Source organism: Halomonas sp. HL-93, assembly GCF_900086985.1.
Classification (GTDB): Bacteria; Pseudomonadota; Gammaproteobacteria; order Pseudomonadales; family Halomonadaceae; genus Vreelandella.
The window spans coordinates 3540238-3565509 of record NZ_LT593974.1 but is presented as its reverse complement, the minus strand read 5'-3'; the positions used below and the strand labels follow the sequence as shown (position 1 = coordinate 3565509).

Annotated in this window: 24 protein-coding genes, 3 tRNA genes and 1 rRNA gene; 15 read left to right on the top strand and 13 right to left on the bottom strand. The window is 56.8% G+C overall.

Annotation, left to right across the window (positions count from 1 at the left end; all coding sequences use genetic code 11):
* Positions 1–24: 24 nt before the first annotated feature.
* Positions 25–140: ribosomal RNA gene (rrf, locus tag GA0071314_RS16480) — 5S ribosomal RNA — on the top strand.
* A gap of 225 nt (positions 141–365) precedes the next feature.
* Here rrf and hisC read toward each other — a convergent pair.
* A complete protein-coding gene (gene hisC, locus GA0071314_RS16475; RefSeq protein ID WP_074397642.1) occupies positions 366–1427 on the bottom strand; it encodes a histidinol-phosphate transaminase in 1062 nt (353 codons plus the stop codon).
* A gap of 161 nt (positions 1428–1588) precedes the next feature.
* Between hisC and GA0071314_RS16470 the strand changes: the two genes are divergently transcribed.
* From GA0071314_RS16470 to mnmH, 4 genes are all read left to right on the top strand, one after another.
* Positions 1589–2035 carry a copper resistance protein NlpE N-terminal domain-containing protein gene (locus GA0071314_RS16470; protein ID WP_074397641.1) on the top strand — a complete coding sequence of 149 codons (447 nt, stop codon included), beginning with the start codon at positions 1589–1591 and terminating at the stop codon, positions 2033–2035.
* Positions 2036–2112: 77 nt separating this feature from the next.
* A complete protein-coding gene (radA, locus tag GA0071314_RS16465; protein WP_074397640.1) occupies positions 2113–3486 on the top strand; it encodes a DNA repair protein RadA in 1374 nt (457 codons plus the stop codon).
* Between the two features lie 54 nt (positions 3487–3540).
* The gene (gene selD, locus GA0071314_RS16460; RefSeq protein WP_074397639.1) at positions 3541–4578 is read left to right on the top strand and encodes a selenide, water dikinase SelD; all 1038 of its coding nucleotides are present in this window, start codon (positions 3541–3543) and stop codon (positions 4576–4578) included.
* Positions 4575–5681, top strand: a complete 1107-nt coding sequence (gene mnmH, locus GA0071314_RS16455; protein ID WP_074397638.1) for a tRNA 2-selenouridine(34) synthase MnmH — start codon at positions 4575–4577, stop codon at positions 5679–5681. The genes selD and mnmH overlap by 4 nt, the downstream gene beginning before the upstream one ends.
* 1 nt (position 5682) lies before the next feature.
* Here mnmH and GA0071314_RS16450 read toward each other — a convergent pair whose 3' ends face one another.
* The gene (locus GA0071314_RS16450) at positions 5683–6369 is read right to left on the bottom strand and encodes a type 1 glutamine amidotransferase (protein ID WP_074397637.1); all 687 of its coding nucleotides are present in this window, start codon (positions 6367–6369) and stop codon (positions 5683–5685) included.
* 119 nt (positions 6370–6488) lie between these two features.
* Between GA0071314_RS16450 and GA0071314_RS16445 the strand changes: the two genes are divergently transcribed.
* Complete coding sequence (locus GA0071314_RS16445; RefSeq protein ID WP_074397636.1) at positions 6489–7088, top strand: YjaG family protein; 600 nt, start codon at positions 6489–6491, stop codon at positions 7086–7088.
* Positions 7089–7126: 38 nt separating this feature from the next.
* Here the strand turns inward: GA0071314_RS16445 and hisF are convergent, their stop codons facing one another.
* The 4 genes from hisF to hisB form a co-directional block, all read right to left on the bottom strand.
* On the bottom strand, positions 7127–7900 hold the full coding sequence (gene hisF / locus GA0071314_RS16440) for an imidazole glycerol phosphate synthase subunit HisF (RefSeq protein ID WP_074397635.1): 774 nt from the start codon (positions 7898–7900) through the stop codon (positions 7127–7129).
* Complete coding sequence (gene hisA, locus GA0071314_RS16435) at positions 7897–8643, bottom strand: 1-(5-phosphoribosyl)-5-[(5-phosphoribosylamino)methylideneamino]imidazole-4-carboxamide isomerase (RefSeq protein WP_074397634.1); 747 nt, start codon at positions 8641–8643, stop codon at positions 7897–7899. The genes hisF and hisA overlap by 4 nt, the downstream gene beginning before the upstream one ends.
* 11 nt (positions 8644–8654) lie before the next feature.
* A complete protein-coding gene (gene hisH, locus GA0071314_RS16430) occupies positions 8655–9296 on the bottom strand; it encodes an imidazole glycerol phosphate synthase subunit HisH (protein WP_074397633.1) in 642 nt (213 codons plus the stop codon).
* A gap of 65 nt (positions 9297–9361) precedes the next feature.
* Positions 9362–9955, bottom strand: a complete 594-nt coding sequence (gene hisB / locus GA0071314_RS16425; protein WP_074397632.1) for an imidazoleglycerol-phosphate dehydratase HisB — start codon at positions 9953–9955, stop codon at positions 9362–9364.
* 204 nt (positions 9956–10159) lie between these two features.
* Here hisB and GA0071314_RS16420 point away from each other — a divergent pair, with 204 nt between their 5' ends.
* The 7 genes from GA0071314_RS16420 (at position 10160) to GA0071314_RS16390 (ending at position 14790) form a co-directional block, all read left to right on the top strand.
* Positions 10160–10639, top strand: a complete 480-nt coding sequence (locus GA0071314_RS16420; RefSeq protein WP_074397631.1) for a GNAT family N-acetyltransferase — start codon at positions 10160–10162, stop codon at positions 10637–10639.
* Positions 10639–12975, top strand: a complete 2337-nt coding sequence (locus GA0071314_RS16415) for an AsmA family protein (protein ID WP_074397630.1) — start codon at positions 10639–10641, stop codon at positions 12973–12975. Before GA0071314_RS16420 ends, GA0071314_RS16415 begins: the two co-directional genes overlap by 1 nt.
* Positions 12976–13052: 77 nt before the next feature.
* Positions 13053–14147: an A/G-specific adenine glycosylase gene (gene mutY, locus GA0071314_RS16410; protein WP_074397629.1), complete on the top strand. Its 1095-nt coding sequence runs from the start codon at positions 13053–13055 to the stop codon at positions 14145–14147.
* 35 nt (positions 14148–14182) lie between these two features.
* Positions 14183–14461, top strand: a complete 279-nt coding sequence (locus GA0071314_RS16405) for an oxidative damage protection protein (RefSeq protein WP_074397628.1) — start codon at positions 14183–14185, stop codon at positions 14459–14461.
* 78 nt (positions 14462–14539) lie between these two features.
* A tRNA-Phe gene (locus tag GA0071314_RS16400) sits at positions 14540–14615 on the top strand.
* Between the two features lie 6 nt (positions 14616–14621).
* A tRNA-Gln gene (locus GA0071314_RS16395) sits at positions 14622–14696 on the top strand.
* Positions 14697–14714: 18 nt separating this feature from the next.
* Positions 14715–14790: transfer RNA gene (locus tag GA0071314_RS16390), tRNA-Thr, on the top strand.
* A 133-nt stretch (positions 14791–14923) separates the two neighbouring features.
* On the opposite strand, the gene GA0071314_RS16385 is transcribed toward GA0071314_RS16390, so the two are convergent.
* The 7 genes from GA0071314_RS16385 to GA0071314_RS16355 form a co-directional block, all read right to left on the bottom strand.
* A complete protein-coding gene (locus GA0071314_RS16385; RefSeq protein ID WP_231896473.1) occupies positions 14924–16081 on the bottom strand; it encodes an alpha-hydroxy acid oxidase in 1158 nt (385 codons plus the stop codon).
* A complete protein-coding gene (locus tag GA0071314_RS16380; RefSeq protein ID WP_074397626.1) occupies positions 16081–17094 on the bottom strand; it encodes a 2-hydroxyacid dehydrogenase in 1014 nt (337 codons plus the stop codon). The genes GA0071314_RS16385 and GA0071314_RS16380 overlap by 1 nt, the downstream gene beginning before the upstream one ends.
* Positions 17087–18016 carry a dihydrodipicolinate synthase family protein gene (locus GA0071314_RS16375; RefSeq protein ID WP_074397625.1) on the bottom strand — a complete coding sequence of 310 codons (930 nt, stop codon included), beginning with the start codon at positions 18014–18016 and terminating at the stop codon, positions 17087–17089. Before GA0071314_RS16375 ends, GA0071314_RS16380 begins: the two co-directional genes overlap by 8 nt.
* 24 nt (positions 18017–18040) lie before the next feature.
* Entirely contained in the window at positions 18041–19162 is a 1122-nt protein-coding gene (locus GA0071314_RS16370) for a mandelate racemase/muconate lactonizing enzyme family protein (protein WP_074397624.1), read from the bottom strand.
* Between the two features lie 25 nt (positions 19163–19187).
* Positions 19188–20693, bottom strand: a complete 1506-nt coding sequence (locus tag GA0071314_RS16365; RefSeq protein WP_074397623.1) for a tripartite tricarboxylate transporter permease — start codon at positions 20691–20693, stop codon at positions 19188–19190.
* Between the two features lie 92 nt (positions 20694–20785).
* Positions 20786–21286 (bottom strand): tripartite tricarboxylate transporter TctB family protein, encoded by a 501-nt coding sequence (locus tag GA0071314_RS16360; protein ID WP_074397622.1) that lies wholly within the window; start codon positions 21284–21286, stop codon positions 20786–20788.
* Between the two features lie 47 nt (positions 21287–21333).
* Positions 21334–22305 (bottom strand): Bug family tripartite tricarboxylate transporter substrate binding protein, encoded by a 972-nt coding sequence (locus tag GA0071314_RS16355; RefSeq protein WP_074397621.1) that lies wholly within the window; start codon positions 22303–22305, stop codon positions 21334–21336.
* A 207-nt stretch (positions 22306–22512) separates the two neighbouring features.
* On the opposite strand from GA0071314_RS16355, the gene GA0071314_RS16350 reads away from it, so the two are divergent.
* On the top strand, positions 22513–24300 hold the full coding sequence (locus GA0071314_RS16350) for an IlvD/Edd family dehydratase (RefSeq protein WP_082934284.1): 1788 nt from the start codon (positions 22513–22515) through the stop codon (positions 24298–24300).
* Between the two features lie 59 nt (positions 24301–24359).
* Complete coding sequence (locus GA0071314_RS16345; RefSeq protein ID WP_074397620.1) at positions 24360–25046, top strand: GntR family transcriptional regulator; 687 nt, start codon at positions 24360–24362, stop codon at positions 25044–25046.
* Positions 25047–25272 lie beyond the last annotated feature (226 nt).

Here is a 25272-nt window from a genome sequence, read left to right as displayed (position 1 = left end):
GCATGATGTACATTTAAAGTTACGCCTGACGACCATAGCAAGCGTGAACCACCTGATCCCATGCCGAACTCAGCAGTGAAACCGCTTCGCGCCGATGGTAGTGTGGGGTCTCCCCATGCGAGAGTAGGTCATCGTCAGGCACCTATACCGCAGAAAACCCAGCCAACCGGCTGGGTTTTTTGTTGGGCTGAAGGAAACAAGGGGTCTCCCCATGGAGAGTCCCGGAGCGCCGGCCGGATCATCGTCAGGCTCTTATTTAGAAAAGCCCCGAGCACACTGTGCTCGGGGCTTTTTGTTGGGCGGAAGAAAAACAGCTGACAAAAGGCGGCCTGCGCCGCCCAAAGTAAGACTTAGAAAAGAAAAAGTTAAGCGCAGATCGCTTCTAGTGCCTCAATCAAGCTATCCATCTCGTCATCGGTGCCGATGGTGATACGCAGAAAGTTATTGAGCGCTGAGGTGTTAAAGTGACGCACCAGAATGCCGCGTTCGCGTAGACCGGCAAATAACAGTGCACCCGCATAATCAGAATGCTGAGCAAGTAAAAAGTTAGCCTTGGAGGGCAATACCTCAAACCCCAACGCTTCGAGCCGCTGACGAGTACGTTCACGCGTGGTGATAACATGTTCGCGGCAGGCTTCGAAATGCTCTACATCTTTCAGTGCGGCGATGCCGACTAAGCTTGCCAAGCTATCCACTGGGTAAGAGTTAAAGGAGTCTTTTACCCGCAGCAAGCCATCAATCAGTTCCTCGGAGCCCACTGCATAGCCCAAGCGTAAGCCTGCTAGACTGCGGGATTTAGAAAATGTACCAGTGACGAGCAGGTTAGGATAGCGGTCAACCAGCGCCACTGCACTCTCAGCGCCGAAATCGACATACGCCTCATCCACCAGCACCACACGGTCCGTGACCCGCTTAAGCAGTGTCTCGATAGCCTCCAATGAGTGCGCGTGGCCTGTCGGCGCATTCGGGTTGGCGAAGATAACGCCGCTACGATCAGTACCCGCCGCAAGCGCATCAATATCGACTTCCCACTGCTTGTTGAGCGGATGCTTACGCAACTCAACGCCATAAAGATTGGCGTAAACGGGATAGAAACTATAGGTAATCGAGGGGACGTCTAGCGGCGCGCCATGGCGGAAAAAAGCCTGAAAGGCAAAGGCCAGCACTTCATCGGAACCATTACCGACAAACACTTGGCTGCTGGCTACTTTAAACGTCTCCGCCAGCGCTTCACGCAGCGCTGCAGAGGTTGGGTCAGGATATAGGCGTAAGTGATCCGTCGCATAATCGCGCAGCGCTGCGCCGACGCCTGGAGCAGGCGGGTAAGGGTTTTCGTTGGTATTGAGCTTTACAAGTTGCTCGCGTGGCTGCTCACCGGGTACGTAAGGCGTTAGTGTGCGAACGGCCGGACTCCAATATTGGCTCATGAGGGTAACCTGATTATCCTAGCAAGGTTACCCATGGTCGCTTGAAGGCTAACTTAGCGCAAGCATTCGGATCACAGGGGTGGGCGTTGCACCTTGTAGGCGTTATGCTGTCACAAGTGCGCGTAACTGAGAAAATGTCCAACACGATAAGGAGAGACCCAATGCAACTCAGGAGTTTGCTAGCCGGTTCGGCTATGTTGGCACTTATGGCTGGCTGCGCGAGCGGCCCGATGGAGCAGGGCGAAGAAGAGTCCGCTAGTGCGGAGGCAAACTATCAAGGCTCACTGCCATGCCGTAACTGCGATGGCATTGATCTTGATGTGGTTCTGGAAGGTGAAGAAGAAAGTACGGCGGAAGAGCGGACCTTTAGCCTCAATGCGGCCTATCGCAACCATCCGCAAAGCCCACCCGACGAAAATTACGAAGGTAATTGGGAAGTGCTCAGTGGAACACCGTCGGATCCCGATGCCACTGTTTACGAGCTGACCCCTGATGGCGACGGCCAAATCTATTACTTTTTACGTATCGACGACAGCACCTTGGAGTTAATTGACCCTGAGCGCCGTCGTTTTGAAAACGGTGAAACCCTACAGCTTAAACGCCAATAAGGTATACCGTTACACGTGTAAAGGCGGCCACTGGCCGCCTTTTGTGTATGTAATGAATAAAAAGGAGACCCACTGCGGTGGCAAAAGCCAAAAGCGCCTTCGTATGCACTGAATGCGGTGCGGAATATCGTAAATGGCAAGGGCAGTGCTCCAGCTGCCAGGAATGGAACACACTAAGTGAGGTGCGTTTAGCCAGCGCTCGCCCTGGTAGTGGTGCCACTGGCTCTGGCCGCGCTGGCTACGCCGGGGACCACTCCCGACAAATTGTAGACCTGGGGCAGGTGGACCTTAGTGAAGTGCCTCGCCTGACGTCGACGTTTGCTGAGTTTGATCGCGTGCTGGGTGGTGGGCTGGTGCCTGGTTCAGCGGTTCTACTGGGCGGTAACCCTGGAGCCGGAAAGTCGACGCTGCTGCTGCAGACGGCCTGCAAACTGGCCCAACAACGGCGTATTATCTACGTAACGGGAGAAGAGTCGCTTTCCCAAGTGGCCATGCGCGCCCATCGGCTTCAGTTGCCTACCCAGGGGTTGAAGATGCTGGCGGAAACCAGCGTGGAAACCATTCTTGCCGTGGCCGAGCGCGAGAAACCTGAGATTCTGGTGATCGATTCGATCCAAACCATGCATCTTGAAGATATTGCCTCAGCGCCGGGAGGGGTTGCCCAGGTACGTGAGTCTGCCGCGGCGTTGACGCGTTTTGCCAAACAAACGAATACCGTGCTTCTGTTAGTTGGACATGTCACCAAAGACGGCACGTTGGCAGGCCCTAAAGTGCTTGAGCATATGATTGATGCCTCGCTGTTACTGGAAGGTGGGGCCGACTCACGTTTTCGTACGCTACGTGGCCAGAAAAATCGCTTCGGCGCGGTGAATGAGCTGGGGGTGTTCGCCATGCTTGAGCAGGGGCTGAAAGAGGTCAAAAACCCCAGCGCCATCTTTTTATCACGGCAGGAAGAGCAAGCCCCAGGCAGTTTGGTGATGGTGGTGTGGGAAGGCACACGGCCTATATTGGTAGAAGTGCAAGCCTTGGTCGATGAGTCGGCGTTGGGTAATCCTCGCCGTGTTGCGGTTGGGCTAGACCCTAATCGATTGGCGATGCTCCTGGCCGTCCTTAATCGCCATGGTGGCTTGTTTACTGGCGACCAAGACGTATTTTTAAACGTCGTGGGGGGTGTCAAAGTACTTGAAACCAGCGCTGATCTTGCCGTGCTCTTAGCGGTTGTTTCTAGCCTGCAAAATCGTGCACTACCCCGGGAGCTAGTCGTGTTCGGCGAAGTTGGGCTGTCGGGTGAAATACGTCCGGTGCCCAGTGGACAAGAGCGTATTGCCGAGGCGGCCAAACATGGTTTTCAGCGGGCGATCGTGCCACGCGCCAATGCCCCGAAACAACCGCCAAAAGGAATGGAGGTTATCGCTGTGGATAAATTGAGCGATGCGCTCGATGCCCTCTAAAGTTAAGCGCTTGGGGTACACTAAAGTGATATCAATGAGCCAAGGAGAGACGCCATGAGTTCTATTCGATTAACGCAATACAGCCATGGTGCGGGCTGTGGCTGTAAAATTGCCCCGGATGTATTGGATCATATTCTTTCCAAAGCAGGCCCTGCGGCCGCGAGCAAACGACTTATTGTCGGTAATCAGGGGCGCGAAGACGCGGCCGTTTATGACTTGGGTGACGGCCGCGGCATGATTGCCACCACTGATTTTTTTATGCCGATTGTCGATGATCCGTTTGATTTTGGGCGCATTGCGGCCACTAATGCGATCAGTGACGTCTACGCCATGGGCGGTACGCCGGTTATGGCGCTGGGGATTTTAGGCTGGCCGCTGGATAAATTGAGTGCTGACATTGCCGGTGATGTGGTGGCCGGGGCACAAGCGGTTTGCCGCGAGTTGGGGGTCGCGTTGGCGGGCGGACATTCCATTGATGCGCCCGAGCCCATTTTTGGGCTGGCGGTGAATGGCTTGGTGGAACTTGATAAGTTGAAGCTAAATTCTCATGCCAAGCCCGGTGACTTGTTGTTCCTTACCAAACCGATTGGCGTCGGTATGCTGACCACGGCCGAGAAACGTGGCCTTTTAGCGGCGGGGCACCACGGATTGGCCCGTGAAACCATGCTGCAATCCAATCGAATTGGCGTGCCGCTTGCTGATGTTAAAGGCGTTAATGCAATGACCGATGTAACAGGCTTTGGCCTGGCAGGTCATTTGGCCGAAATGTGCCGCGCGAGCCAGGTCATGGCACAGATCGATTTTCGCCGGTTACCACGTTTGGCTGAAGCAGAAAGCTATCGCCGCCAAGGAGCGGTGCCTGGTGGCTCCCAGCGCAATCGCGATGCGCTGGGAAGCGCGCTGCCCAACATGGATGACGCTCATTGGCAGTGGCTGTGCGATCCGCAAACGTCAGGTGGGCTACTTCTAGCTGTGGACCCTGCTTGGGAAGACGACGTAGAACGCATTGGGCGTACCTACGGTTTGGACTTGCAGCCGTTTGGTACGCTGAAAAAGCCTCAGGGGGAGGCACTGATTGAGGTCATCGGGTGAACCTACCGACCGTTCCTGCTGATACCCGTCTCATTCAAAAAGAGTGCCCGTTGATCGACGTACGCGCGCCCGTTGAGTTTGCCAAGGGTGCTTTGCCTGGCGCTGTCAATCTGCCATTGATGGTTGACGATGAGCGCCATCAAGTAGGTATCGCTTACCAAGAGCAGGGGCAGCAAGCGGCGATTGCCCTGGGTAACGACTTGGTGAACGGAACTGTCAAAGAGGCCCGCGTAGCGGCTTGGCGAGATTATGTGAGTCACCACCCCGAAGCGATCATTTACTGCTTTCGCGGTGGCTTGCGGTCGCAAATTGCCCAGCAGTGGCTTGCCGATACAGGCTTGGTCAGGCCGCGTATCGCAGGGGGCTGGAAAGCGCTGCGCCAACGTCTGATCGCCCAAATAGACGTAGCCGCTCAACAACCACTGTTAGTGGTGGCAGGGCTAACGGGCTGCGCTAAAACGGTACTGATTAATCGATTAGCCAACGGCGTTGATCTAGAAGGGTTTGCCCAGCACAAAGGTTCGGCGTTTGGGCGTTCACCTGAACCACCGCCTTGCCAAATCGACTTTGAACACCGTTTGTCAAAGCGATTGCTGGCACTCCCAGGCCCGTTGGTGGTTGAAGATGAATCACGGCAAATTGGTGAAGTGAACGTGCCGCTCAGCTTTTGGGAGACAATGGCGTGTGCGATACGCATACGCGTGGAAATGCCGCTGGATTGGCGGTTGGAACAGCTGCAGCGTGACTATATTCTCGATCTTGAACACGCTTACCAGTTGCGCTACGGACCCGAAGAAGGGTGGCAGCGTATGTGCCAGCAGCTTAGTAACGCATTGATCCGCTTGAAGAAACGGCTAGGAAGCGCCAGGTTGCAACGGCTTCAACGGCTTCAGTCACTGGCCTTCACGGCGCACGAACACGGCAACCCTCAAGCACATGAAGCTTGGTTGGCCCCGCTGCTGACGGAATATTATGACCCAATGTACCGCTATCATTTACAGCGCCAGCGAGACGCTGGCGTGCTGGAATACCATGCCGGGGATTGGGAAAGCTGCCTAGCTGCTGCCCGCCAATGGAGCCTTGACCAAGCAGCAGTCCACTGATTTAGGGTGAGGCGGGGCGAAGCCACTGGCTCATTAATCGGTCAAGCAGAGCGGCCAGCGAGTCAAAGCGTTTGGGGCTTTGGCGTATATCCGCATCAGACTGAATGAAATCGCGGCGTCCTGCGCTGAGTGGATGATGCGCCAGCAGTGGTTCGACGCTTTGCTGCGTGACTTCAAGATGACATAGCAGCCCGATTACACGGCCCGCGTCCCAACTGAAACCCTGAAGCGGTGCTGCTTCGCTACCTCCGCAGGGTAAGGCGTTGTCGGGCAGGCTGAATATATAATGGTGCCACATAAAGGCATCGAACTGTTCGGGGAGGTCCAGGGGACTTTCCGGTGCCAGGTGAATGGTGTGCCAGCCCGATTCGGGGTAAGTGCCGAGGGCGACTACGCTGCCTAGCGCGTCGGCGACCCAAAGCGCTCCTAAGCCAATACCCAGCAAAGGCTTTTGGCCATCGAGATAGCGGTTAATCAGCTTACTTTCGGCTTTGAACCAGTCCGGCGGTTGCTCGACGAAGCTGTCCGGTCCATCAAGCACAATAAGAGCGTCACTGTCGCTGACCCTTGGGGCTAATTCCTCGTTGTAGAGATGAAAAATGGTATAGCTATGCCCCATACTGGTTAGCCAGTCTGTTAACCGGGCTGGACCATGGTCTGGGCCGTGCTGTAGCAGATGGATGTGCATGGTAATCTCCTCGCCGGCCGTACGCGAATGTGTCAACAGAGGCTGCCGACACGATTGTGACGATAACGTATAGTCCCAATATCACCAATAACTTGAGTAAGACAATTTAGGAAAATCGTATGGCGTCCACTAATCCCCCCGGATTTTATCAACGGCTCCAGCAGTTGCCGTTAGCCGCTCAGCAAGCGTTTATGGCCGCGCTCTGTGAGCGGCTCCTGCCTAACTATGCGCTTTATGAACAAACCACAGGGCATGGAGATGGGCATACGCTGCGGGCTGTGCTCAATTTGGTCTGGGAGCGACTTAGTGTGCCTAATGCGAGTATTGATTTTGCGCGTCAGGCAGAAAAACTGGCCGAATGTGAGCCGCCCGAAGACGACGAAAGCTTTGGCGCGCGCCGGGCATTAGATGCAGTAGTGGCGATATCGGCATTGCTGGATACGCTGCAGGATGAGTCCACCGAAGCCGTGCTCGATGTCAGCCGCACCTCCCGGGCTGGTGTGCGTGCCTTTATCGAGCTAACCGAAGGCGAAGAAGATGCCAATGCGCTGGCGTTGCTGATCCGCGACCACCCGCTGACCGAAGACGAAAATAACTTCCAGGACGCGGTGCTGGAAGAAGTATCACAACCGCTCAACAAGGAGACTCTGAAAGCCATTCGCGTACTAGGGCGCAATGGCGGTGTCAGTAATTTGGGGTTATCGCTGGAAGAGGCATAATCTGGCCGCCGAAGAAGGCATCGGCGACCTTGAGCGGACTATAAACGCATATCGATGCCGCGTTCGGCCATATAGCGTTTGGCCTCAGGGATGGTGTATTCACCAAAATGGAAAATGCTGGCAGCTAACACGGCGTCAGCCCCACCTTTCAACACCCCATCAACCAGATGGTCCAAGTTCCCCACCCCGCCTGATGCAATCACCGGTACGCTAACCGCTTCCGCAATGGCATGGGTAACGCCCAGGTCAAAGCCTGATTTGGTGCCGTCGCGATCCATGCTGGTAAGCAGTAACTCACCTGCCCCCAGAGCGACCATTTTCTGCGCCCACTCAATGGCATCCAAGCCGGTCGGGCGGCGTCCGCCATGGGTGAAAATTTCCCAGCGCGGGGACTCGCCTTCGCTGGATACTTTTTTGGCATCAATAGCCACAACAATACACTGGCTGCCGAAGCGCTCAGCCGCTTCATAAACAAAATCAGGGTTAGTCACCGCCGCTGTGTTGATGGAGACTTTATCGGCGCCCGCATTCAGCATGGTGCGAATATCGTCGCAGCTGCGAATCCCCCCACCCACGGTGAGCGGGATAAACACTTCACCGGCAATACGCTCCACCATATCGACCGTGGTGGCGCGGTCTTCGTGGCTCGCGGTGATATCCAGGAAGGTGATCTCATCGGCGCCCTGCTGATTGTAGCGCTTGGCGATTTCGACAGGGTCGCCAGCATCGCGGATACCCACGAAATTTACGCCTTTGACGACCCTGCCTGCATCAACGTCCAGGCAGGGGATAATGCGTTTGGCGAGACTCATGTACGGCCTCCCGTCAGCTGGTCGCTCAGGCGCTGAGCATCGGCAACGTCAAGGCTGCCTTCATAAATCGCGCGGCCGGTGATGGCGCCCAGAATCCCGCTATCAGCGACCTCGCAGAGAGCTTTGATGTCATCAAGGTTGGTCACGCCACCTGAGGCAATGACCGGTAGACCCCCTTCGCGGGCCAGTTGGGCGGTCGCCTCGACATTAACACCTTGCATCATGCCGTCGCGGGCAATGTCGGTGTAAACAATGCTTGATACACCGTCGTCAGCAAAGCGTTTGGCGAGATCGGTGGCCTTGATGGTGGAGACCTCTGCCCAACCGTCGGTGGCCACAAACCCCTCTTTTGCATCAAGTCCGACAATCACATGGCCCGGAAAGGCGCGGCACATATCGGTGACGAAATCCGGCTCCTTCACCGCTTTGGTGCCGATGATCACATACGAAACGCCAGCCTCGAGATAATGCTCAATGGTCTCGGCCGAGCGAATACCGCCGCCAATCTGAATGGGGAGATTAGGGTAGGCGCGGGCAATCGCGGTCACCGCATCGCCATTCACAGGCTTGCCTTCGAAGGCGCCGTTCAAGTCGACCAGGTGCAGGCGGCGTGCCCCTGCGTCCACCCAGCGGGCTGCCATTGCAACGGGGTCATCGCCATAGGACGTCGCGTCATTCATTCGGCCCTGCTTCAAGCGGACACACTGGCCGTCTTTGAGATCAATCGCGGGAATTACCAACATACTCAAACCTCTCAGGGCGTCCAGGTGACAAAGTTTTCTAGTAGGCGTAGGCCTGCACGAGCGCTTTTCTCGGGGTGAAACTGCACGGCGAAGGTGCTGTCGCGGCCGATGGCGACGTGGGCATTCACACTGCCATACTGCGTGGTGCCAAATACGTGGGCGTCATCTGCCGCTTCCACATAGTAGCTATGCACAAAATAGAAATGCTCGTGTTGCTCAATGCCTTCCCATAACGGGTGTGGTTGGCGCTGGTCTAGCAAATTCCACCCCATATGCGGCACTTTAAGACGCTGGTCGTGTTGGTCACGCATAGTGGCTGGAAAGCGATTTACATTGCCTGGGAAAAAGCCTAAGCAGTCAACACCGCCGTTTTCTTCGCTGCGCTCCAGCAACATTTGTTGGCCCACACAGATGCCCAGTAGCGGTTTGGCTTGGCGAGTGAGGATGTCGTCGACCAACCCGCGTAGCTCGGTACGCTCCAGCTCGCCGACGCAGTCGCGGATCGCTCCCTGGCCAGGTAATACCAAGCGGGTGGCACCTAAAATACGCCGCGGGTCACGCGTAATGACCACGTTTTCATGGGTAACGTGCTCAAGTGCCTTTGCTACCGAGTGCAGGTTACCCATTCCATAGTCGATTACAGCAATGGTCATTAAGCGCTCCTTGTGGAGGTAGACAGAGGAAGGTAACAGCGAGTCGCCAACGCGGCTGCCGGGTATTATAAGCTTCCCTTGGTGGAGGGCATTTGGCCCGTCATGCGCGGATCTTCGCTAACCGCCATGCGCAGTGCCCGGCCAAAGGCTTTGAAAATGGTCTCAGCCTGGTGGTGAGCGTTCAGGCCTTTGAGGTTGTCGATGTGCAACGTGACGCGCGCGTGGTTCACAAAGCCCTGGAAAAATTCGCTGACCAATTGGGTCTCGAAGTGGCCGATAGTATCGCGCGTAAAATCGGCATTCATATACAGGCCAGGGCGTCCGGAGAAGTCGACCACCACCCGGGAAAGCGCTTCATCCAGCGGCACATACGCATGGCCATAGCGATAAATGCCGCGCTTGTCGCCCACGGCATCGAAAAATGCCTGGCCAAGCGTGATGCCCACATCTTCGACTGTGTGATGATCATCGATATGCAGGTCGCCCTTTGCGTTGATGTCGAGATCTATCATGCCATGGCGAGCCACTTGGTCGAGCATGTGATCGAAGAAGGGGACTCCGGTTTGGCATGTCAGACGGCCTTCGCCGTCAAGATTGACGCTGACGCTGATCTGCGTTTCGTTGGTGTCACGGCTTACCGTGGCGATACGCGCTGACATCATGCAACTCCTGCGCTATTGCGCACTCTAGAAGAAAGCCGATGGCCCAAATGAACAATACCACCGAGCGATAAGGGCAAATCCGTTGGCAAAGCAGCCATTATAGTGAATCGGTGCCCCTATCCGCTACAATGCGCAAAAGGTAACCGCCTTACAATGCGAATAAAAAGCAGCTTTGCTGCATTTGTAATGAGGAATATATCCATGCCGGTGACACTGCACTACGTCGACCAAGCCCGTTGGCAAGCCGATGAGCAAGTGCGCCTTGACCTCGTACGCATTTATTACGACGCGCCCCAAGATCGAATACCAACTCAAACAGTCGAGCCTTTTATCGAACAGCATCTGCAGCAACATTTTTTTGGCTGCGCGCATTTTAACGACCGGTTATTAGGTGCTGTTGCCATTAAAGAGGCGCAGGATGGTGCGTGGTGGCTATCGGACTTATGTGTGCGCAAAGCAACGCGGCGCCGGGGCGTAGGCTCCAGACTGATGGCGCTACTCGGCGAAAAAGCCAAGCAAGATGGACGCGTTTTACGCATCGCCACCTCGTCGCTGCCATTGGCAGACCGTGTCTTGTTGTCAAAACTGGGCTACCGGGCGGTCGCAAACACTGAGCAGGCCTCTTCAGGGGGCCCGGTGACCAGCGATTTTGTTGAATTAGACCCACAAGGAAAAGGGTAATGAGGCAATTATTACGCATTATGCTGGCTGCGGTCGGCATTTTAGCCATTGTGGCCGTCGCCGCTGTGGTTTACGTGACGACATTTTTAGACCCGGAAGACTTTAAGCCGCGCTTAACCGCGGTGGTCGAAAAGCAAACGGGCTTGAACCTGGATCTGGATGGGCCGATTAACTGGTCGTTTTATCCGCGTATTGGCGTCAGCGTAGAAACCGCCAATGCATGGCTGCCCGCTCAGGATGAGGAAGATACGGCGTTTGCAGCGGTAGAACGTGCTGAAGTCAGCGTTGCTTTTGCGCCGTTACTGCGTGGTGAAATTGCCGTCGATGGCTTAACCCTGAACGGCGTGCGTTTAAATTTGAAGCGAAATGCCGACGGGGAGGGTAACTGGGAGCCGCTGTTGGATAGGCTGGTAGAACAAAGCGAGGAAGCGGAAACCGTGCTGGCGCCGGCGAGCGCCGGGCCTAATGCCGATGCTGGCAGTCTTGCGGTAGTGCTAAGTATTGCCAGTGTCGATATTAATGAAGCCGATATTCGCTTCCGCGATGAGCAAGCCGAAGCGCTTTGGCATGTGCAAGAGCTCAACATCTCCGGCAGTAACGTCAACCCTGTTCGCCCCTTCCCGCTGAAAGCGATGTTTAAGTTGTCCAAGCACAACAATCTCGACGCCGAGGCGCTGGAGCGAGTCCCCGACATATCAAGTGACATCGACCTTGAAACCCGCATGCGTCTTGGTTTGGCAGAGCAGCAGTTTGTGCTGGAAAACACCCAACTGAATACGCGTACACGCTTTGCCGCTGAGGGCGAACCGCAACAGCTTGATATTGCTGCGGCTGAAGCCGTTGTCCGGCTTGGTGAGCAGCAGTTAAGTATCAGTGACGGAAAGTTAGAAACCAGCCTGCGCCACCCAGAGAACTGGGACGGTGGTTTAGAGCTTGCGCTTGCGTTTGGCATGGAAGGTGACTGGCAGGAGCAAACTGCGCGGTTGAAGGATTTGCAGCTCACCGGGCCTGATGAACTGCGCGTCAACGGCCATCTTAACTTGTCGCAGTTGCGCGATGCTCCGCGTTACCAGGGGCAGCTAACGGCAGCGCCGTTTACCTTGCGTCCTTGGCTGTCACGGGCAGGCGTTACGCTTAACACGTCCAGTGAGGCGGCGCTCAGTGATGTTGCCATGACCAGCCCCATTGAGGGGGATCTGCAAGAGGTGATGCTGCCCAGCCTATCGCTGGTAGTTGACGACAGTACCTTTACCGGCGAACTCGCCTCTCGGTTGGATGGCTCAAATATCGATTTTGACATTGAAGGCGACGAGCTCAACCTGGATCGTTACCTGCCCCGTCAAGAAGCCGAGCAACAGGCAAGCCTGGGGCTTATTAATACCGCGGTTGCTGACGACCCCGCCGAGCTTTTGCCCCAAGCGTGGCTGGCGTCTTCAAGTGTGAATGGCAACCTGAACATGGAGTCGCTAGAGCTTGGTGGGATGGTGTTCAGCGATGCCCTTGTTGAGTTGCAAGGGGATCAAGGTCAGCACCAGCTAAGCAATTTTGAAGCAGACTTTTACGAAGGTGAACTGACGGCCAACGGTCACATAGATGCCAGCAAGGATGAGCTACAGTGGGCGCTCTCACCCACAATACGTAAGGTTCAGGTAGCGCCGCTTATTGAGACGCTTAGCGATGGAGACGAATCGTCACCGCTTCGCGGTCGCCTGAATCTCAGTGGTGATCTCACGTCGCGCGGTAATCAACGGGAAACCTTGCTGCGCCACCTGAATGGCGATTTAGAGGCGCGGTTGACGGAAGGTGCTATTCTCGAGACCAATGTGTCGCAAGAGATGTGCGAACTCGTTGCCCAACTGGAAGGCGAGGAAAGCGAGCGTGACTGGTCGAGCGATACCGCCTTCGATGAGTTTGCCGCCACACTTCAGATCCGAGATGGCGTGGTTCAAAGCGACGATCTGTTAATCACTGTGCCGGGCATTGACGTACAGGGAGAGGGCAAATATGACCTCACCAGCCAACGGTTTGATACTCAAGCAAACGCTCGGCTCGTCGATACCGCTGATGCAGCGTGCGAGGTGAATCCTCGTCTTGAAGCCCTGCCGTTGCCACTGAGTTGCGAAGGCCATATCAGCGACGAGCGTAGCGAGTGGTGCCGTTTTGATCGTGACGCCTTCCAAGGTGCTGTCGTTGAACTTATTCAAGAGGAAGCCGGTGGGCAGGTAAGCGAAGAGCTTGAAAAACGCCTTGGCGAATCGCTTGATGACCTTGATGAGCGTCTGGGCGAAGGCAGTGGTGATGAATTGCGCGAAGGGCTGCGGCGTTTATTTGACTAATCAGAATCAGCCCGTGCAGCGCCGGTCTTGCACCGGCGCTTTTTTATATCAGTACAACGCGTGATTAAGGAGCTTGCATGACGGACATGCCCGCGCCGCGGCTGGCCGCAGAGGTGTTTCAACAGCGACTATTTGACTGGTTTGACCGCTACGGTCGCCATGATTTGCCCTGGCAGTCACCGCGTAGCGCCTATCGCGTCTGGGTCTCGGAAATCATGCTGCAGCAGACCCAGGTGACCACGGTCATCCCTTATTTTGAACGCTTTATGGCGCGGTTTCCTAGCTTGGAAGCACTGGCGAAGGCGCCGCAGGACGAAGTCCTGCACCTGTGGACCGGCCTTGGCTACTATGCTCGAGCGCGCAACCTGCATAAGGCGGCACAGATGGCGGTGGAAGCGCATGGAGGTGAATTGCCTACCGATAGCGTCGAATCACTTATCGCACTGCCGGGGATTGGCCGCTCAACCGCAGGCGCGATTATCGCGCAGAGCACCGGCCAGCGCGCTGCGATTCTGGACGGTAACGTCAAGCGGTCGCTGGCGCGTTTGCATGCGGTACCGGGCTGGCCCGGCAAGCCAGCCGTTGAGCGCAAACTGTGGGCGCTTGCTGACTATTACACGCCGGAGACACGCCTGGCTGATTACACCCAGGCGATGATGGATTTTGGTGCCACGCTATGTAAGCGAAGCATGCCGCTGTGCGAGCACTGCCCGTTCAATGACGTCTGCCTAGCCTACGCCCAGGGTGAGACAAAGCGCTATCCTGAATCAAAGCCGAAGAAGCCCTTGCCTACACGGGAAACCATCATGTTGTTGCTGCACGATCCCGACGGGCGAGTGTGGCTTGAGCAACGCCCGGCAAGCGGCCTTTGGGGCGGGCTTTGGAGCCTGCCTCAGTTCGATAGTCAAAGCGAACTTACTACGTGGCTAGATTCGAACGTAGAAGCACCTGAACGCGCGCCAACGTTAGCGTGTTTTCAGCATACCTTCAGCCATTTTCGCTTAGCGATTACCCCGCAGCCGGTCAGTTGCGATAGGCTGAAGGGCGTGCGAGAAAAAGGGGCCTGGTACGATCCAAGCCAACCGTCTGAGGTCGGCCTGGCCGCCCCAGTGAAGTTACTGATCAATCAACTCGCGCCTTTCTCACTCACGTCAACGCCAGGGCACGCTTAACCCGCTTGGTAACCGCTGAATTTAGGAGCCTACCCATGACGCAGACCGTATTTTGCCGCAAGTATCAAAAAGAGCTTGAAGCACTGCCGTTCCCACCATTGCCAGGTAAGCAGGGCCAGGAAATCCAGGCAACCGTATCAAAGCAGGCCTGGGAAGACTGGCAAGCCCTGCAAACGCGCTTGATCAACGAAAAGCACCTCAACATGTTAGACCCCGAGGCACGCGCCTATCTGATGGAACAGATGCAGCGTTTTTTCGATAACCAGGAAACCGACCAGGCCGAAGGTTATGTGCCACCGACGCAAGCCACGTAACTTGCCGACAAGGCGGAAAGTTTTATAAAGGAGTTGACGAAAAGCCGAGATTCTTGTTTAATACGCACCGTTGGCAGCGGCCAGATAGCTCAGTTGGTAGAGCAGGGGATTGAAAATCCCCGTGTCGGCGGTTCGATTCCGTCTCTGGCCACCACACTGCTGGGGTATCGCCAAGTGGTAAGGCACCGCTTTTTGGTAGCGGCATTCCCAGGTTCGAATCCTGGTACCCCAGCCATTGCCGACAATGCGTGTAGCCGACATAGCTCAGTTGGTAGAGCAACTGACTTGTAATCAGTAGGTCCCGGGTTCGACTCCTGGTGTCGGCACCACTAAGAAGTGGTTTAAAAATAGCACTTTACAGAATTTTGAAGGCCGCCTTCTAGGGCGGCTTTTTGCTTTTACGTAGTTCTCTTGTATGTACGGTACCTAGTAGCAATGGCATCGTTTCCTGGAAAGAGTAGTTTAATTTTTACGTAATAAGTGGCTAGTTAACCCTTCCAGGCTTGTTACGCCAAGTAACGCCATATTTCGCTCTATTTCATTCCCAAGCAGCATGACAGCTTTCTTCACGCCACCTTCACCCGCGATGCTGGCCGCATAATTAAAGGGTCGGCCCAGAAACACGAAGCTGGCGCCCAACGACAACGCCTTGAGCACCTGGCTGCCACGCCGGAAGCTGCCGTCGATCATCACCGGCACCGCACCATCGACCGCCTCCACCACCTCGGGCAGCATGGTCAACGGCGCCACGGTGGCATCCAACTGCCGGCCACCATGGTTGGAGACAATTACCCCATCGGCACCGGCGCTGACGGCCCGCCGCGCATCGTCAGGGTGGAGGATACCTTTGACTATCAGCTTGCCCTCCCAGCGCGCCCGTACCCGATCAAGGGTCGACCAATCGAGATGCCGACGGCCCGAGAAATCCCGGTTCACGTTCTTTGCCAACACCGGCACGCCACGCGTTGCGGCGTTATTCTCGAAGTGCGGCACGCCGTGGTGCCACAATGTCTTTAAGAAGGTCCCGAATAGCCACCGTGGCCGCAGCAAGCCATCGCAGGCAAGCCGGAGGCTGGGGCGCAGTGGCGAGGAGAACCCCGCGCGCCGGTGGTTTTCAGGGTTGGGCGGTACGGCATAATCCACCGTGATCACCAGCTTGCTGAATCCGGCCTTTTCGACACGCGCCAGCAGGGCATCAATTTCCTTTCCCGTTCCGGGCAGATAGGCCTGGAACCAATCCGAGCCGTCGGGTCCAGCCAGCGACTCCATGGGAATCAGCGAAGTGCCGCTGACGATCATGGGAATGCCAGCATCGGCCGCGGCCCGCGCCAGCACCTTGTCACCCCGATAAGCCGTTAGCGCACTAATGCCCATGGGTGCGATGCCAAACGGGTAGGCATAGCGTTGACCAAACAGCTCGGTTTCCATCGATACATCGGAAACATTGACCAGCGCCCGAGGCAGAAACACATAGTTATCGAAGGCCTCCCGACTGGCTCGGGCGGTAGCGCCATCTTCGGCCACGCTTGCCACATAGCCAAACAAAGGCCGCGGCAAATGCCGCCGGGCGGCCCGTTCGAAATCATCAAGGCTTAGGATATGCTTCAGGCGGCGGGGCATCATGTTTCCTCAGTCGCCGCAGACCGCCGCCAGAAACGCTCATTAACGGCGGTAAGCGGGCCGCTGCCAGCCAACGCACCCAGCAGATTATCCACCGCCAGCTGGGCCATGGCGTCACGCGTTTCATGGGTTGCCGAGCCAATATGCGGGGCGGCCACCACATTGGCCATGGAGGCCAGCGGCGAATCAGTAGGCAATGGCTCCTCGGCGAATACATCGAGCCCTGCAGCACGAATTAGGCCAGAGCGAAGCGCCTCAATCAGTGCGGGTTCATCCACTACTTTACCTCTGGCCACGTTAACGAGCGCCGCCGTTGGCTTCATCCGCGCCAGGGCACCCGCGTCAATCAGGTGATGGGTATCGGCATTGTAAGGCACACTTAAGCAGACAATATCGGCTTGAGATAACAGTTCATTAAGGTCACAACGCTTGGCGCCTAGTTCTTGCTCAAGCGCCGATTTGGGCGATGCAGCCGTATAAAGGATGGGCATGCCGAAGCCCAATGCCCCGCGCCGGGCAATCGCCGCGCCAATGCGCCCTGCCCCCACGATACCCAGGGTTTTGCCGTGCACATCAACGCCGAAGTGCTCGGGGCCAATATGCGCCTGCCAGCCGCCTTCACGGACAAGATTGGAAAGCTCTACCAGACGCCGCTGAGTCGCCATGATCAGCGCAAACGCCGTATCGGCGGTGGTTTCCGTCAGCACATCGGGTGTATTACAAAGCAGGATGCCGCGCCGATTCAGCGCTTCAAGCGGCAGATGGTCATAGCCTACCGAAATAGTGGCAACCACTTGTAGCACGGGCGCCTGGGCTAACATCGCGTCGCTGAGTTCCAGTTTGCCGCCGATCAGGCCATGGGCCTTGGAAAGCGCTATCATAAAGTCGGCATGGTTGGATGCGTTTACGTCCTCGAAGTAGTCGACCTCAGCAATTTCGGAAAGCGCCGCACGCTGGGCCTCGCTGAGCCGGCGTACGGCGACAATACGCCACGGTTTCGTCTGCTCAGCCATGGCGCGCCTCACCCACACCCTGCATCTCAAATCCCGTCGCTTTAAGCGACGATACAAGCTCGGCGGTACGCTGGTTATCAAGCTCTACCAAGGGCGGGCGCAAGCGCTGCCAATCGTCGATTCCCGAAAAATACGCCGTCGCCGCCTTCATGGCAGGAATTAGCGGATACTGTTCAAACAGGTCGCGCACCACGTTAAGGCGCTGCTGACGCTCGTCGGCGTCGCTTTCCTGCCAATGCCGCGCCAACGCAACGATGGCCGCTGGGTTGACGTTGGCAGTCGCGCTAATGCAGCCCGCGCCGCCTGCCCGCAGGGTATCCAACAGAAACCGTTCGCTACCGGCGTAGACGGCAAAATCCTGCCCCGCAAAGCGCTCGCTCAGCACCTGGGTATGGGCCCAGTCACCACCGCTATCCTTGATGCCAGCAATAACGCCGGGAAAGGCGTTGCGTAAACGCTCGATCAGTTCCAGCGAGAGCGGCACCTGAGTGACCGGCGGGATATGATAGAGGTAGATGCGCAGGCGCGAATCAGCAACGCGGTTGATTACCTCGCTGTAGAAGCGGAACAAACCCTCGTCGCTGACGCCCTTGTAATAAAACGGCGGTAGCATCAGTACACCGGCGCAGCCCGCTTCAACCGCTGTGCGGGTAAGCGATACGCCGTCATCAATCGCGCAGTTGCCGGTGCCGGGCATGAGCCTGGCGGGGTCGATACCGCCATCCACCAACGCATGCAACAACGCCTGCTTTTCACCCACTGTCATGGAGTTGGCTTCGGAGTTGGTGCCGAACACGGCCAAGCCGACGCCGTTTGAGGTCAGCCACTGGCAATGCGACACAAAACGCTGCCGATCCGGCGCGAGATCGGCGCCGAAGGGGGTGATCACCGGTGACCAAACGTCTCCGCTCGCTTGAGACATGACATTCTCCTTGTTGTAAGGCGGTTATTGCCAAGGTTCGATGGCGTAGCGCTCAAGTGCAGCCTGGTCAAAACCGAAGCCAAGCCCGGGGTTGGTGGGTAGCAATAGCTGGCCATCGACAAACTTCAACTGTGTATCCACCAGGCGCCTGAAATTAAGCACTTGATCATCGGCAAAGAACTCGACCATCTTCACGTTGGGTGCCGAGGCCACCAGATGGATATGCAGATCGTGGAACCAATGAGGATAAATATCCACCCCGAAGCTTGCCGCCGTTGCCGCAATACGCCGAAACTCGGTGATGCCACCACACACCGCGGCATCGGTCTGTAGAATCATGGCCGCCTCCTTATCCAGCAACTCCTTGAAGCGCCAGCGGCCCGCCTCTATTTCACCCGTGGCAACTGGCACCGGCGTGCGCTCGGCCAAGCGGCGATGATTATCGATGTCGTCGGGGCTAAACGGCTCCTCGATCCAGAACGGGTCGTAGGGTTCAGCCATGCGCATAAAGGCCAGCGCCGACGGCAGATCCCGCCAGGCATTGTTGGCATCCATCATCACTTGCACATTGGGACCTACCGCCTCGCGCACCGCCGCCAGCCGCGCTTCCTCGCCTGCCAGGTCTTCGCGGCCCACCTTCATCTTCACCGCCGTGAAACCTTTTGCCACGTAGCCGGCCATTTCTTCACCGAGCATCGCGGGCGTCTTGCCATCGAGGTAGTAGCCCCCGCTGGCATACGCGGGCACGCTGTGAGTATCGCTGGCACCCAGGTACTTATAGAGCGGCAGTTTGGCTGCCCGGGAGTTACGATCCCAAAGCGCGGTATCCAAAATACTGATGGCACGCATCACCGAACCGCTGCGGCCATGCAGCAGCGATTCCTGATACATCGCCTGCCACAGTGCCTCTGTCGCATGAGCGTCCGCCCCGACCAATACAGGTTTCAGCAATTCTCTTACGGCATTGGCGACCAGTGAGCCCGCATTGTTGCCGCCATAGCAAAACCCAATGCCCACATGGCCATCATCGCCCACCACTTCCACCAGCACGTAGTCGCGCTTAAGCACCTGACGATTGGAGAAGCTGGTGGGGTTATCCAGCGGTACATTGACCGTACGCGCACGCACTTCCGTTATTGTTGTCATCACAAATCCTTAACGTGAAGAGAGATCACTCTGCCTGAGTTCGACCGCGCAGCGTGCCACGCAGCCAGCGGAAAAACGGGGTCGCCTGCAGTACCGAGAAGGCGGCAATACAGAACAACACCACGGCAATCGGGCTAGTCAAAAAGATGCCAAAGTTGCCATTCCCAATCAGCATCGACTGCTGGAAGCTGTTTTCCATCACCGGCCCGAGAATCAGCCCGATCACCATCGGCGCCGGTGACACACCCGCCCGGTTCAGCCAGTAACCGAATAGCCCAAAACCGAGCATCAGCCCAACGTCGAACAAGCTGTTATTGATGGCAAAGGCACCGATCACACACAGCGTAATAATCGAGCAGGCAAGGAAGCTATCCGGCACTCGCGTCACGCCAACGCATAGCCGGGTGAACAGAAGCCCTACCAGTAATAACCCGATGTTGGCGAAGATCACCGCCCAGATCAGGGTGTAGGTCACGTCACCGTAATCGGTCAGCAAGTTAGGGCCAGGCAAAATGCCTTGCACCATCAGGGCGCCCAATAAAATAGCGGTAGAGGAGCTGCCCGGAATGCCCAGGGCGATGGTCGGGATCAAGGCCCCGCCCACCACCGCATTGTTAGCCGATTCAGGAGCGGCGACCCCGGCGATATCCCCCTTGCCGAAACGGCTTTTGTCTTTCGCAAAGCGCTTAGCCTCGTTGTAGGCAAACCAACTCGCGGTATCACCACCGGTTCCCGGAATCAGACCGGTGATAATGCCAATACCGCCGGAACGAAAGATATTGGGCAATAAGCGACGCATCTCTGCCAGCGGCGGAATCAACCTATCCTTGATTTTGCTGGCGACCTTCTGAGTCCCGTGGGCGTTCTCGATCAGAATGAGCGCTTGGGGAATCGAGAACAGTCCGATTAACGCCACCGTAAACTCGATGCCAGAAAACAGGTTGATCAGGCCAAAGGTCATCCGTGGTGTACCGGTAATCAGGTCCATGCCCACGGTGCTTACCAATAACCCCAGCGCCCCTGACAGCAACCCGCTAACCACCGAGCCTTGAGAAAGCGAGCCGATAATCGTGATTCCCAGCACGGCAATCGCGAATAGTTCGATGGGGCCAAACTTGAGCACTAAAACGCCAAGCAAGGGGGCGGCGGTAAGCAGCGCGATACCGCTCATCAGGCCACCGGCGAACGAGGCAAACAGCGACACCCCCAGCGCCTTGCCCGCCTGCCCCTGCTGCGACAGCGGAAAACCATCGAGTACCGTCGCGGCAGCCGAGGGGGTGCCGGGTGTGCGCAACAAAATAGCGGCAATTGAGCCGCCATAAGAGGCCCCGACATAGAGTGACGCCAACATGCTGAGCCCCGAAGCTGGGTCCATGCCGAAGGTGAGGGGAAGCAACAGCGCAAGCGCCATGGTCGCCGAGAGCCCAGGCATAGCACCTACGAACATCCCAAGCAGCGTTCCGCCTAAAATCAGGGCAATATTGGTGAACGAGATGACGTTCGTCAGGCCCACTAAAACAAGATTTTCCATATGACTAGACTCCAAAAGCCTTCGTCAGGCACTCGTTCCCCGCTCTTCCAAGTTGTTATGCGGCGAGCCGGGGGACGAGTGCGCGAGTATCGTTATAAAGCCAGCAAGGGCGGCAGTAACGGCACAGGTAACCCCAGAAAACCGATAAAAACCGCACACACCACCGCCACCAGCAACACAATGCCGATAGCGGCAAAGCGCCATGACACGTGGCCAATGATCGCCAACGCTGCCACCATGAAGCCAACCGTGGCCGCCAGATACCCCAGTATTGAAATGCTGTAGAGATATACGGCGGCCAACAGAAAGATCAGCATGGCCTTCCATGGCTTACGGCTTTCCGGCCCGTTGACGAGTGTCTCCTCCGCGGCGTCTTCAGTGGACGAGACCGTGGCCCCATCGGCCGACACCTTGCGGTGACGCAGCGTGCCGACGACCTCCTGACCCACCATTGCCGCGCCTAGCAAGGCCACGACGACCGAATAGATAAGAGGCATGTTTGCTGCCTTATTGGGGTAGCCAAGCGCAATCACATAGAAGGTCACTGCCAAGCCAATCGCAAAAACCCCCAATACCAGTCGACTTTTGTTCATCTCACACCCCCTTCTCGAACGCCGTATTGTGCCTCCAACTTAGCGCCTTATTGTTCGACCTCATCTTTTACATCGTCCCAGATTTCTTCGAACTGACCTTCCATGTCCTGCATCATCTGGCCGTAGTCATCACCGGTCTGGATGTCGAGGTTCATAGCGCGTTCCTGAGCGGTCTTCTGGAACTCCTCATCGTCTTTTAACGCTTCGAATGCAGCGATAAGCTCATCACGAGCCTCATCCGGAATACCCGCTGGTGCGCTGTAACCGCGTGACGAACCCGCCACCACATCGATATCGTTTTCCACCATGGTGGGCACATCAGGCAGGATATCCAGGCGCTCTTCGGTGAATACCGCCAGCGGGCGCAAACTGCCCGACTTGATATGCCCATAGACATTGCCAAGGTTGTTGAAGCTGGCATCGACTTTCTCACCCAGGGCCGCCGTCGCGGATGGGCCATCGCCCTGGAAAGGTACCTTCTGGAAGGACAGGCCGGTCGCCTTCTCAATCATGATGGTGGAGAAGAAGTCATCCCCGCCAACGCCTGAGTTCGCCACAGTAATCTCACCGGGGCTTTCCTCAGCAGCCGCCAGAAAATCTTCCAGTGTTTCGTATGGACTCTCTTCCGGCACCACGATGATGCCTGGATCGGTCACCACGTTGGCGATGGGGGTCAACTCGTCTATCGAGTAGTTGATGTCTTCATTCATTATGTAATTGGTCATCAACATCGGCGTGTTCGTGATGCTGATCACGCTGCCATCTTTAGCTGATTGTTTGGCAAGGCGAGTCCAGGCTATCCCCCCGGTGGCCCCGGGTATGTACTCATTAATAAATTCCACATCCAGCGACTCGCGCAAGAACGGCTGGGTCAACTGAGCCAGCGTGTCACTGCCTCCCCCCGCCTTAAAACCTTGCAGGACTTTGATTTCATCAGTGGCTGAATATTCGGCCTGGGCCGCCCCGGAGAGCATCAGAGCGGATAGCAGAGCGGCGGGGTAAGCGCTACGAATTGGCATGGTCATTTCCTCACGTGCTGTTTGTCGTTGTGTTGCACATCGTCATGCAAGGCGTGCTTGCATGATCCAACTTAGTTGGCTATCAACATTATTGTCAATAATATTATTAATAATCTTGCCAAGCCGATTTTTACCGCCTAGCCTAGCGTTCAAGACCCGTAGCAAACGGACCTCCGACAAGCCACGAACAACATTGAGGAAACCGCGATGAGCCAGGACTCCCAACACAACAGCAAAGGCAGCCACCCTCCCAAGCAAGGTAACGAAGGCCCGGCTCTGGGTATGTCCAACCGCCTGACCAGCTATGGCGATGCCGACTTTTCACTGTTCCTGCGCAAGGCTTTTATCAAAGGCATGGGTTATACAGATGACGCGCTCTCACGTCCGGTCATTGGCATTGCCAATACTTATAGCGGCTACAACGCCTGCCACGGTAACGTGCCGGGGTTAGTCGAGAGCGTAAAACGCGGTGTGATGCTCGCGGGCGGCCTGCCGGTCGACTTTCCGACCATCACCCTCCATGAGTCCTTCGCCAACCCCACCAGCATGTACCTGCGCAATCTCATGGCGTTGGATACTGAGGAGATGATTCGCGCCCAGCCGATGGATGCCGTGGTACTGATTGGCGGCTGCGACAAGACCGTGCCCGCCCAGTTGATGGCCTCCGCCAGTGCTGGCGTTCCGACGGTCCAGGTTGTCACCGGCCCCATGCTCTCTGGCTCACACCGCGGTACACGCGTCGGCGCCTGCACTGACTGCCGCCGCTACTGGGCTGCCTATCGCGGCAAGGACATCGACGAGGCGGAGATCAACGAAGTCAACGACAAGCTGGTCCCCACTGTGGGCACCTGCTCGGTAATGGGTACCGCCAGTACCATGGCCTGCCTGGCGGAAACGCTGGGCATCATGCTGCCCAACAGCGCCACCGCACCGGCGGTCTATGCCGACCGGCAACGCATTGCCGAACAGTCCGGCGTCCAGGCCGTGGCCCTTGCGCGGGCCGGTGTTACCCCCGATCAGATTCTGACCCCGGAGGCTTTCGAGAATGCCCTGCGAGTTCTGCTCTCGTTAGGCGGTTCCACCAACGCATTGATTCACTTGACCGCCATCGCCGGGCGACTGGGCATCGACATCGACCTTGAGGCCTTCGACCGTATGAGCCAGGAAACCCCCGTACTGGTGGACCTCAAACCCTCGGGAGAAGGTTACATGGAGGATCTGCATCGCGCCGGTGGTCTGCCCACCCTGCTGCGCGAGCTAAAACCGTTATTGCACCTGAATGCCATGACCATCAACGGCCAAACATTAGGTGAAAACATCGATGATGCCGTGCACCTCATCGACCAGAAGATCGTGCGGCCCAAGCAAAGCCCCATCTATGCCCAGGGTGGCATCGCGGTGTTGCGCGGCAATCTGGCCCCCTCCGGTGCCATCATCAAGCAGTCGGCCGCCTCGGCCGAGTTGATGACCCATCGCGGCCGCGCCGTGGTGTTCACCGGGCTTGAGGACCTGGCAAACCGCATCGACGACCCGGATCTGGATGTCCACGCTGACGACGTGCTGATACTGCAGAATATTGGCCCCAAGGGCGCACCGGGCATGCCCGAAGCGGGCTACATCCCGATCCCCAAGAAGCTGGCCGCCCAGGGTGTCAAAGACATGGTGCGCATCTCCGATGGACGTATGAGTGGCACCGCAGCCGGTACCGTCGTGCTCCATGTTTCCCCGGAATCTGCCGAGGGCGGCCCACTAGGACTGGTGCGCGATGGCGACGTCATATCGCTGGATGTCAGCAACAATCGGCTTAGCCTGGAAGTGGATGACACGGAGCTTGAAGCGCGACGGAAGGCTTTCAAGACCGAGACGAGCGAGGCACCGCTATTGGGCTATCGGCGCCTGTTTATGGAGCAGATCCTTCAAGCTGAAGAAGGGTGCGACTTTCGCGTCTGCCGGCCAGCGCCCACCTGCCGGGTTCCAAGGCAGCATGAAGCCTGAAGACGAGTTTGGTACACTCCTAAGCCATATGCCCTGCCATGGAGGCTGAGAAACCGATCATGAGCCGAATCGCACAGCCGTCCACACGCGGTGCCGAGACCCAAGCCTCTAAACCTGCCCACGGTGTCAGCGACATCGTGGCTGCTGTAGAAGAGGATATTGTGCTCGGCCGCCTGCACCCCCGCGAGCGGCTGGTCGAAGAAACCATGATGGAACGCTTTAACTGCAAGCGGCACGTCGTCCGTCAGGCGCTCTTCCAACTCGATAGCATCGGCCTGACGGAGCGCATCAAAAACCGGGGCGCCTTCGTCAGAAGCTATCCGCCGGATGAGGTTGAGGATATCTACGCGATGCGCGAGATTCTCGAGTTGGCCGCCGTCAACAAGCTGCCCTTGCCAGCTCCGCCGGAATGGCTAGCTGAACTGGAAGCGGTCCACCAACAGCATAGCGAGGCCGTGTATGCCCACGACCTTCGCCAAGTATTTCATATGAACATCGCGTTCCACCGCACCCTGTTCCGGGCGTGCGGGAATACCTATCTGTACACCACCATCAACGAGTTCGCCCAGAAAGCCCACGGCATCCGCTTCATCGCGATCACTGACCGCGACGCCCTCGCTCAAGCTCGTCGCGAGCACGAATTGATGATTGAAGCCATTCGTGATGAGGACCGCGAGCGCCTGGCTGACCTGTGTCGCCAGCATCTTCTACCTTCCAAAAATCGCTATTTGGAACTCTATTCCTGATTAAAACGCTATAAGTATTTCGACCAAGAAAAAACAAAGCTCCGGTTGTTTCAAGAGAGCCCCGAACTGGTAAAAAACAGAAAGTGCAACTCAGTGTCCAAAGGGCATTATTGGGCTATATGCGACAGCGATAATGGTTCGCTGAGAGGCTTATGGCAAGACGTCACCAGAACAGAGCGCAGCAAACCTTCTCGACGCTATGCGCCAGACCCACACGTATCTCCTC

Bases quoted from the DNA above. Each gene is read 5' to 3' on its own strand.
- hisC (WP_074397642.1), bottom strand. From the start codon at position 1,427: ATGAGCCAATATTGGAGTCCGGCCGTTCGCACACTAACGCCTTACGTA.
- GA0071314_RS16470 (WP_074397641.1), top strand. From the start codon at position 1,589: ATGCAACTCAGGAGTTTGCTAGCCGGTTCGGCTATGTTGGCACTTATG.
- selD (WP_074397639.1), top strand. From the start codon at position 3,541: ATGAGTTCTATTCGATTAACGCAATACAGCCATGGTGCGGGCTGTGGC.
- GA0071314_RS16450 (WP_074397637.1), bottom strand. From the start codon at position 6,369: ATGCACATCCATCTGCTACAGCACGGCCCAGACCATGGTCCAGCCCGG.
- GA0071314_RS16445 (WP_074397636.1), top strand. From the start codon at position 6,489: ATGGCGTCCACTAATCCCCCCGGATTTTATCAACGGCTCCAGCAGTTG.
- hisF (WP_074397635.1), bottom strand. From the start codon at position 7,900: ATGAGTCTCGCCAAACGCATTATCCCCTGCCTGGACGTTGATGCAGGC.
- hisA (WP_074397634.1), bottom strand. From the start codon at position 8,643: ATGTTGGTAATTCCCGCGATTGATCTCAAAGACGGCCAGTGTGTCCGC.
- hisH (WP_074397633.1), bottom strand. From the start codon at position 9,296: ATGACCATTGCTGTAATCGACTATGGAATGGGTAACCTGCACTCGGTA.
- hisB (WP_074397632.1), bottom strand. From the start codon at position 9,955: ATGTCAGCGCGTATCGCCACGGTAAGCCGTGACACCAACGAAACGCAG.
- GA0071314_RS16420 (WP_074397631.1), top strand. From the start codon at position 10,160: ATGCCGGTGACACTGCACTACGTCGACCAAGCCCGTTGGCAAGCCGAT.
- GA0071314_RS16415 (WP_074397630.1), top strand. From the start codon at position 10,639: ATGAGGCAATTATTACGCATTATGCTGGCTGCGGTCGGCATTTTAGCC.
- mutY (WP_074397629.1), top strand. From the start codon at position 13,053: ATGACGGACATGCCCGCGCCGCGGCTGGCCGCAGAGGTGTTTCAACAG.
- GA0071314_RS16405 (WP_074397628.1), top strand. From the start codon at position 14,183: ATGACGCAGACCGTATTTTGCCGCAAGTATCAAAAAGAGCTTGAAGCA.
- GA0071314_RS16385 (WP_231896473.1), bottom strand. From the start codon at position 16,081: ATGCCCCGCCGCCTGAAGCATATCCTAAGCCTTGATGATTTCGAACGG.
- GA0071314_RS16380 (WP_074397626.1), bottom strand. From the start codon at position 17,094: ATGGCTGAGCAGACGAAACCGTGGCGTATTGTCGCCGTACGCCGGCTC.
- GA0071314_RS16375 (WP_074397625.1), bottom strand. From the start codon at position 18,016: ATGTCTCAAGCGAGCGGAGACGTTTGGTCACCGGTGATCACCCCCTTC.
- GA0071314_RS16370 (WP_074397624.1), bottom strand. From the start codon at position 19,162: ATGACAACAATAACGGAAGTGCGTGCGCGTACGGTCAATGTACCGCTG.
- GA0071314_RS16365 (WP_074397623.1), bottom strand. From the start codon at position 20,693: ATGGAAAATCTTGTTTTAGTGGGCCTGACGAACGTCATCTCGTTCACC.
- GA0071314_RS16360 (WP_074397622.1), bottom strand. From the start codon at position 21,286: ATGAACAAAAGTCGACTGGTATTGGGGGTTTTTGCGATTGGCTTGGCA.
- GA0071314_RS16355 (WP_074397621.1), bottom strand. From the start codon at position 22,305: ATGCCAATTCGTAGCGCTTACCCCGCCGCTCTGCTATCCGCTCTGATG.
- GA0071314_RS16350 (WP_082934284.1), top strand. From the start codon at position 22,513: ATGAGCCAGGACTCCCAACACAACAGCAAAGGCAGCCACCCTCCCAAG.
- GA0071314_RS16345 (WP_074397620.1), top strand. From the start codon at position 24,360: ATGAGCCGAATCGCACAGCCGTCCACACGCGGTGCCGAGACCCAAGCC.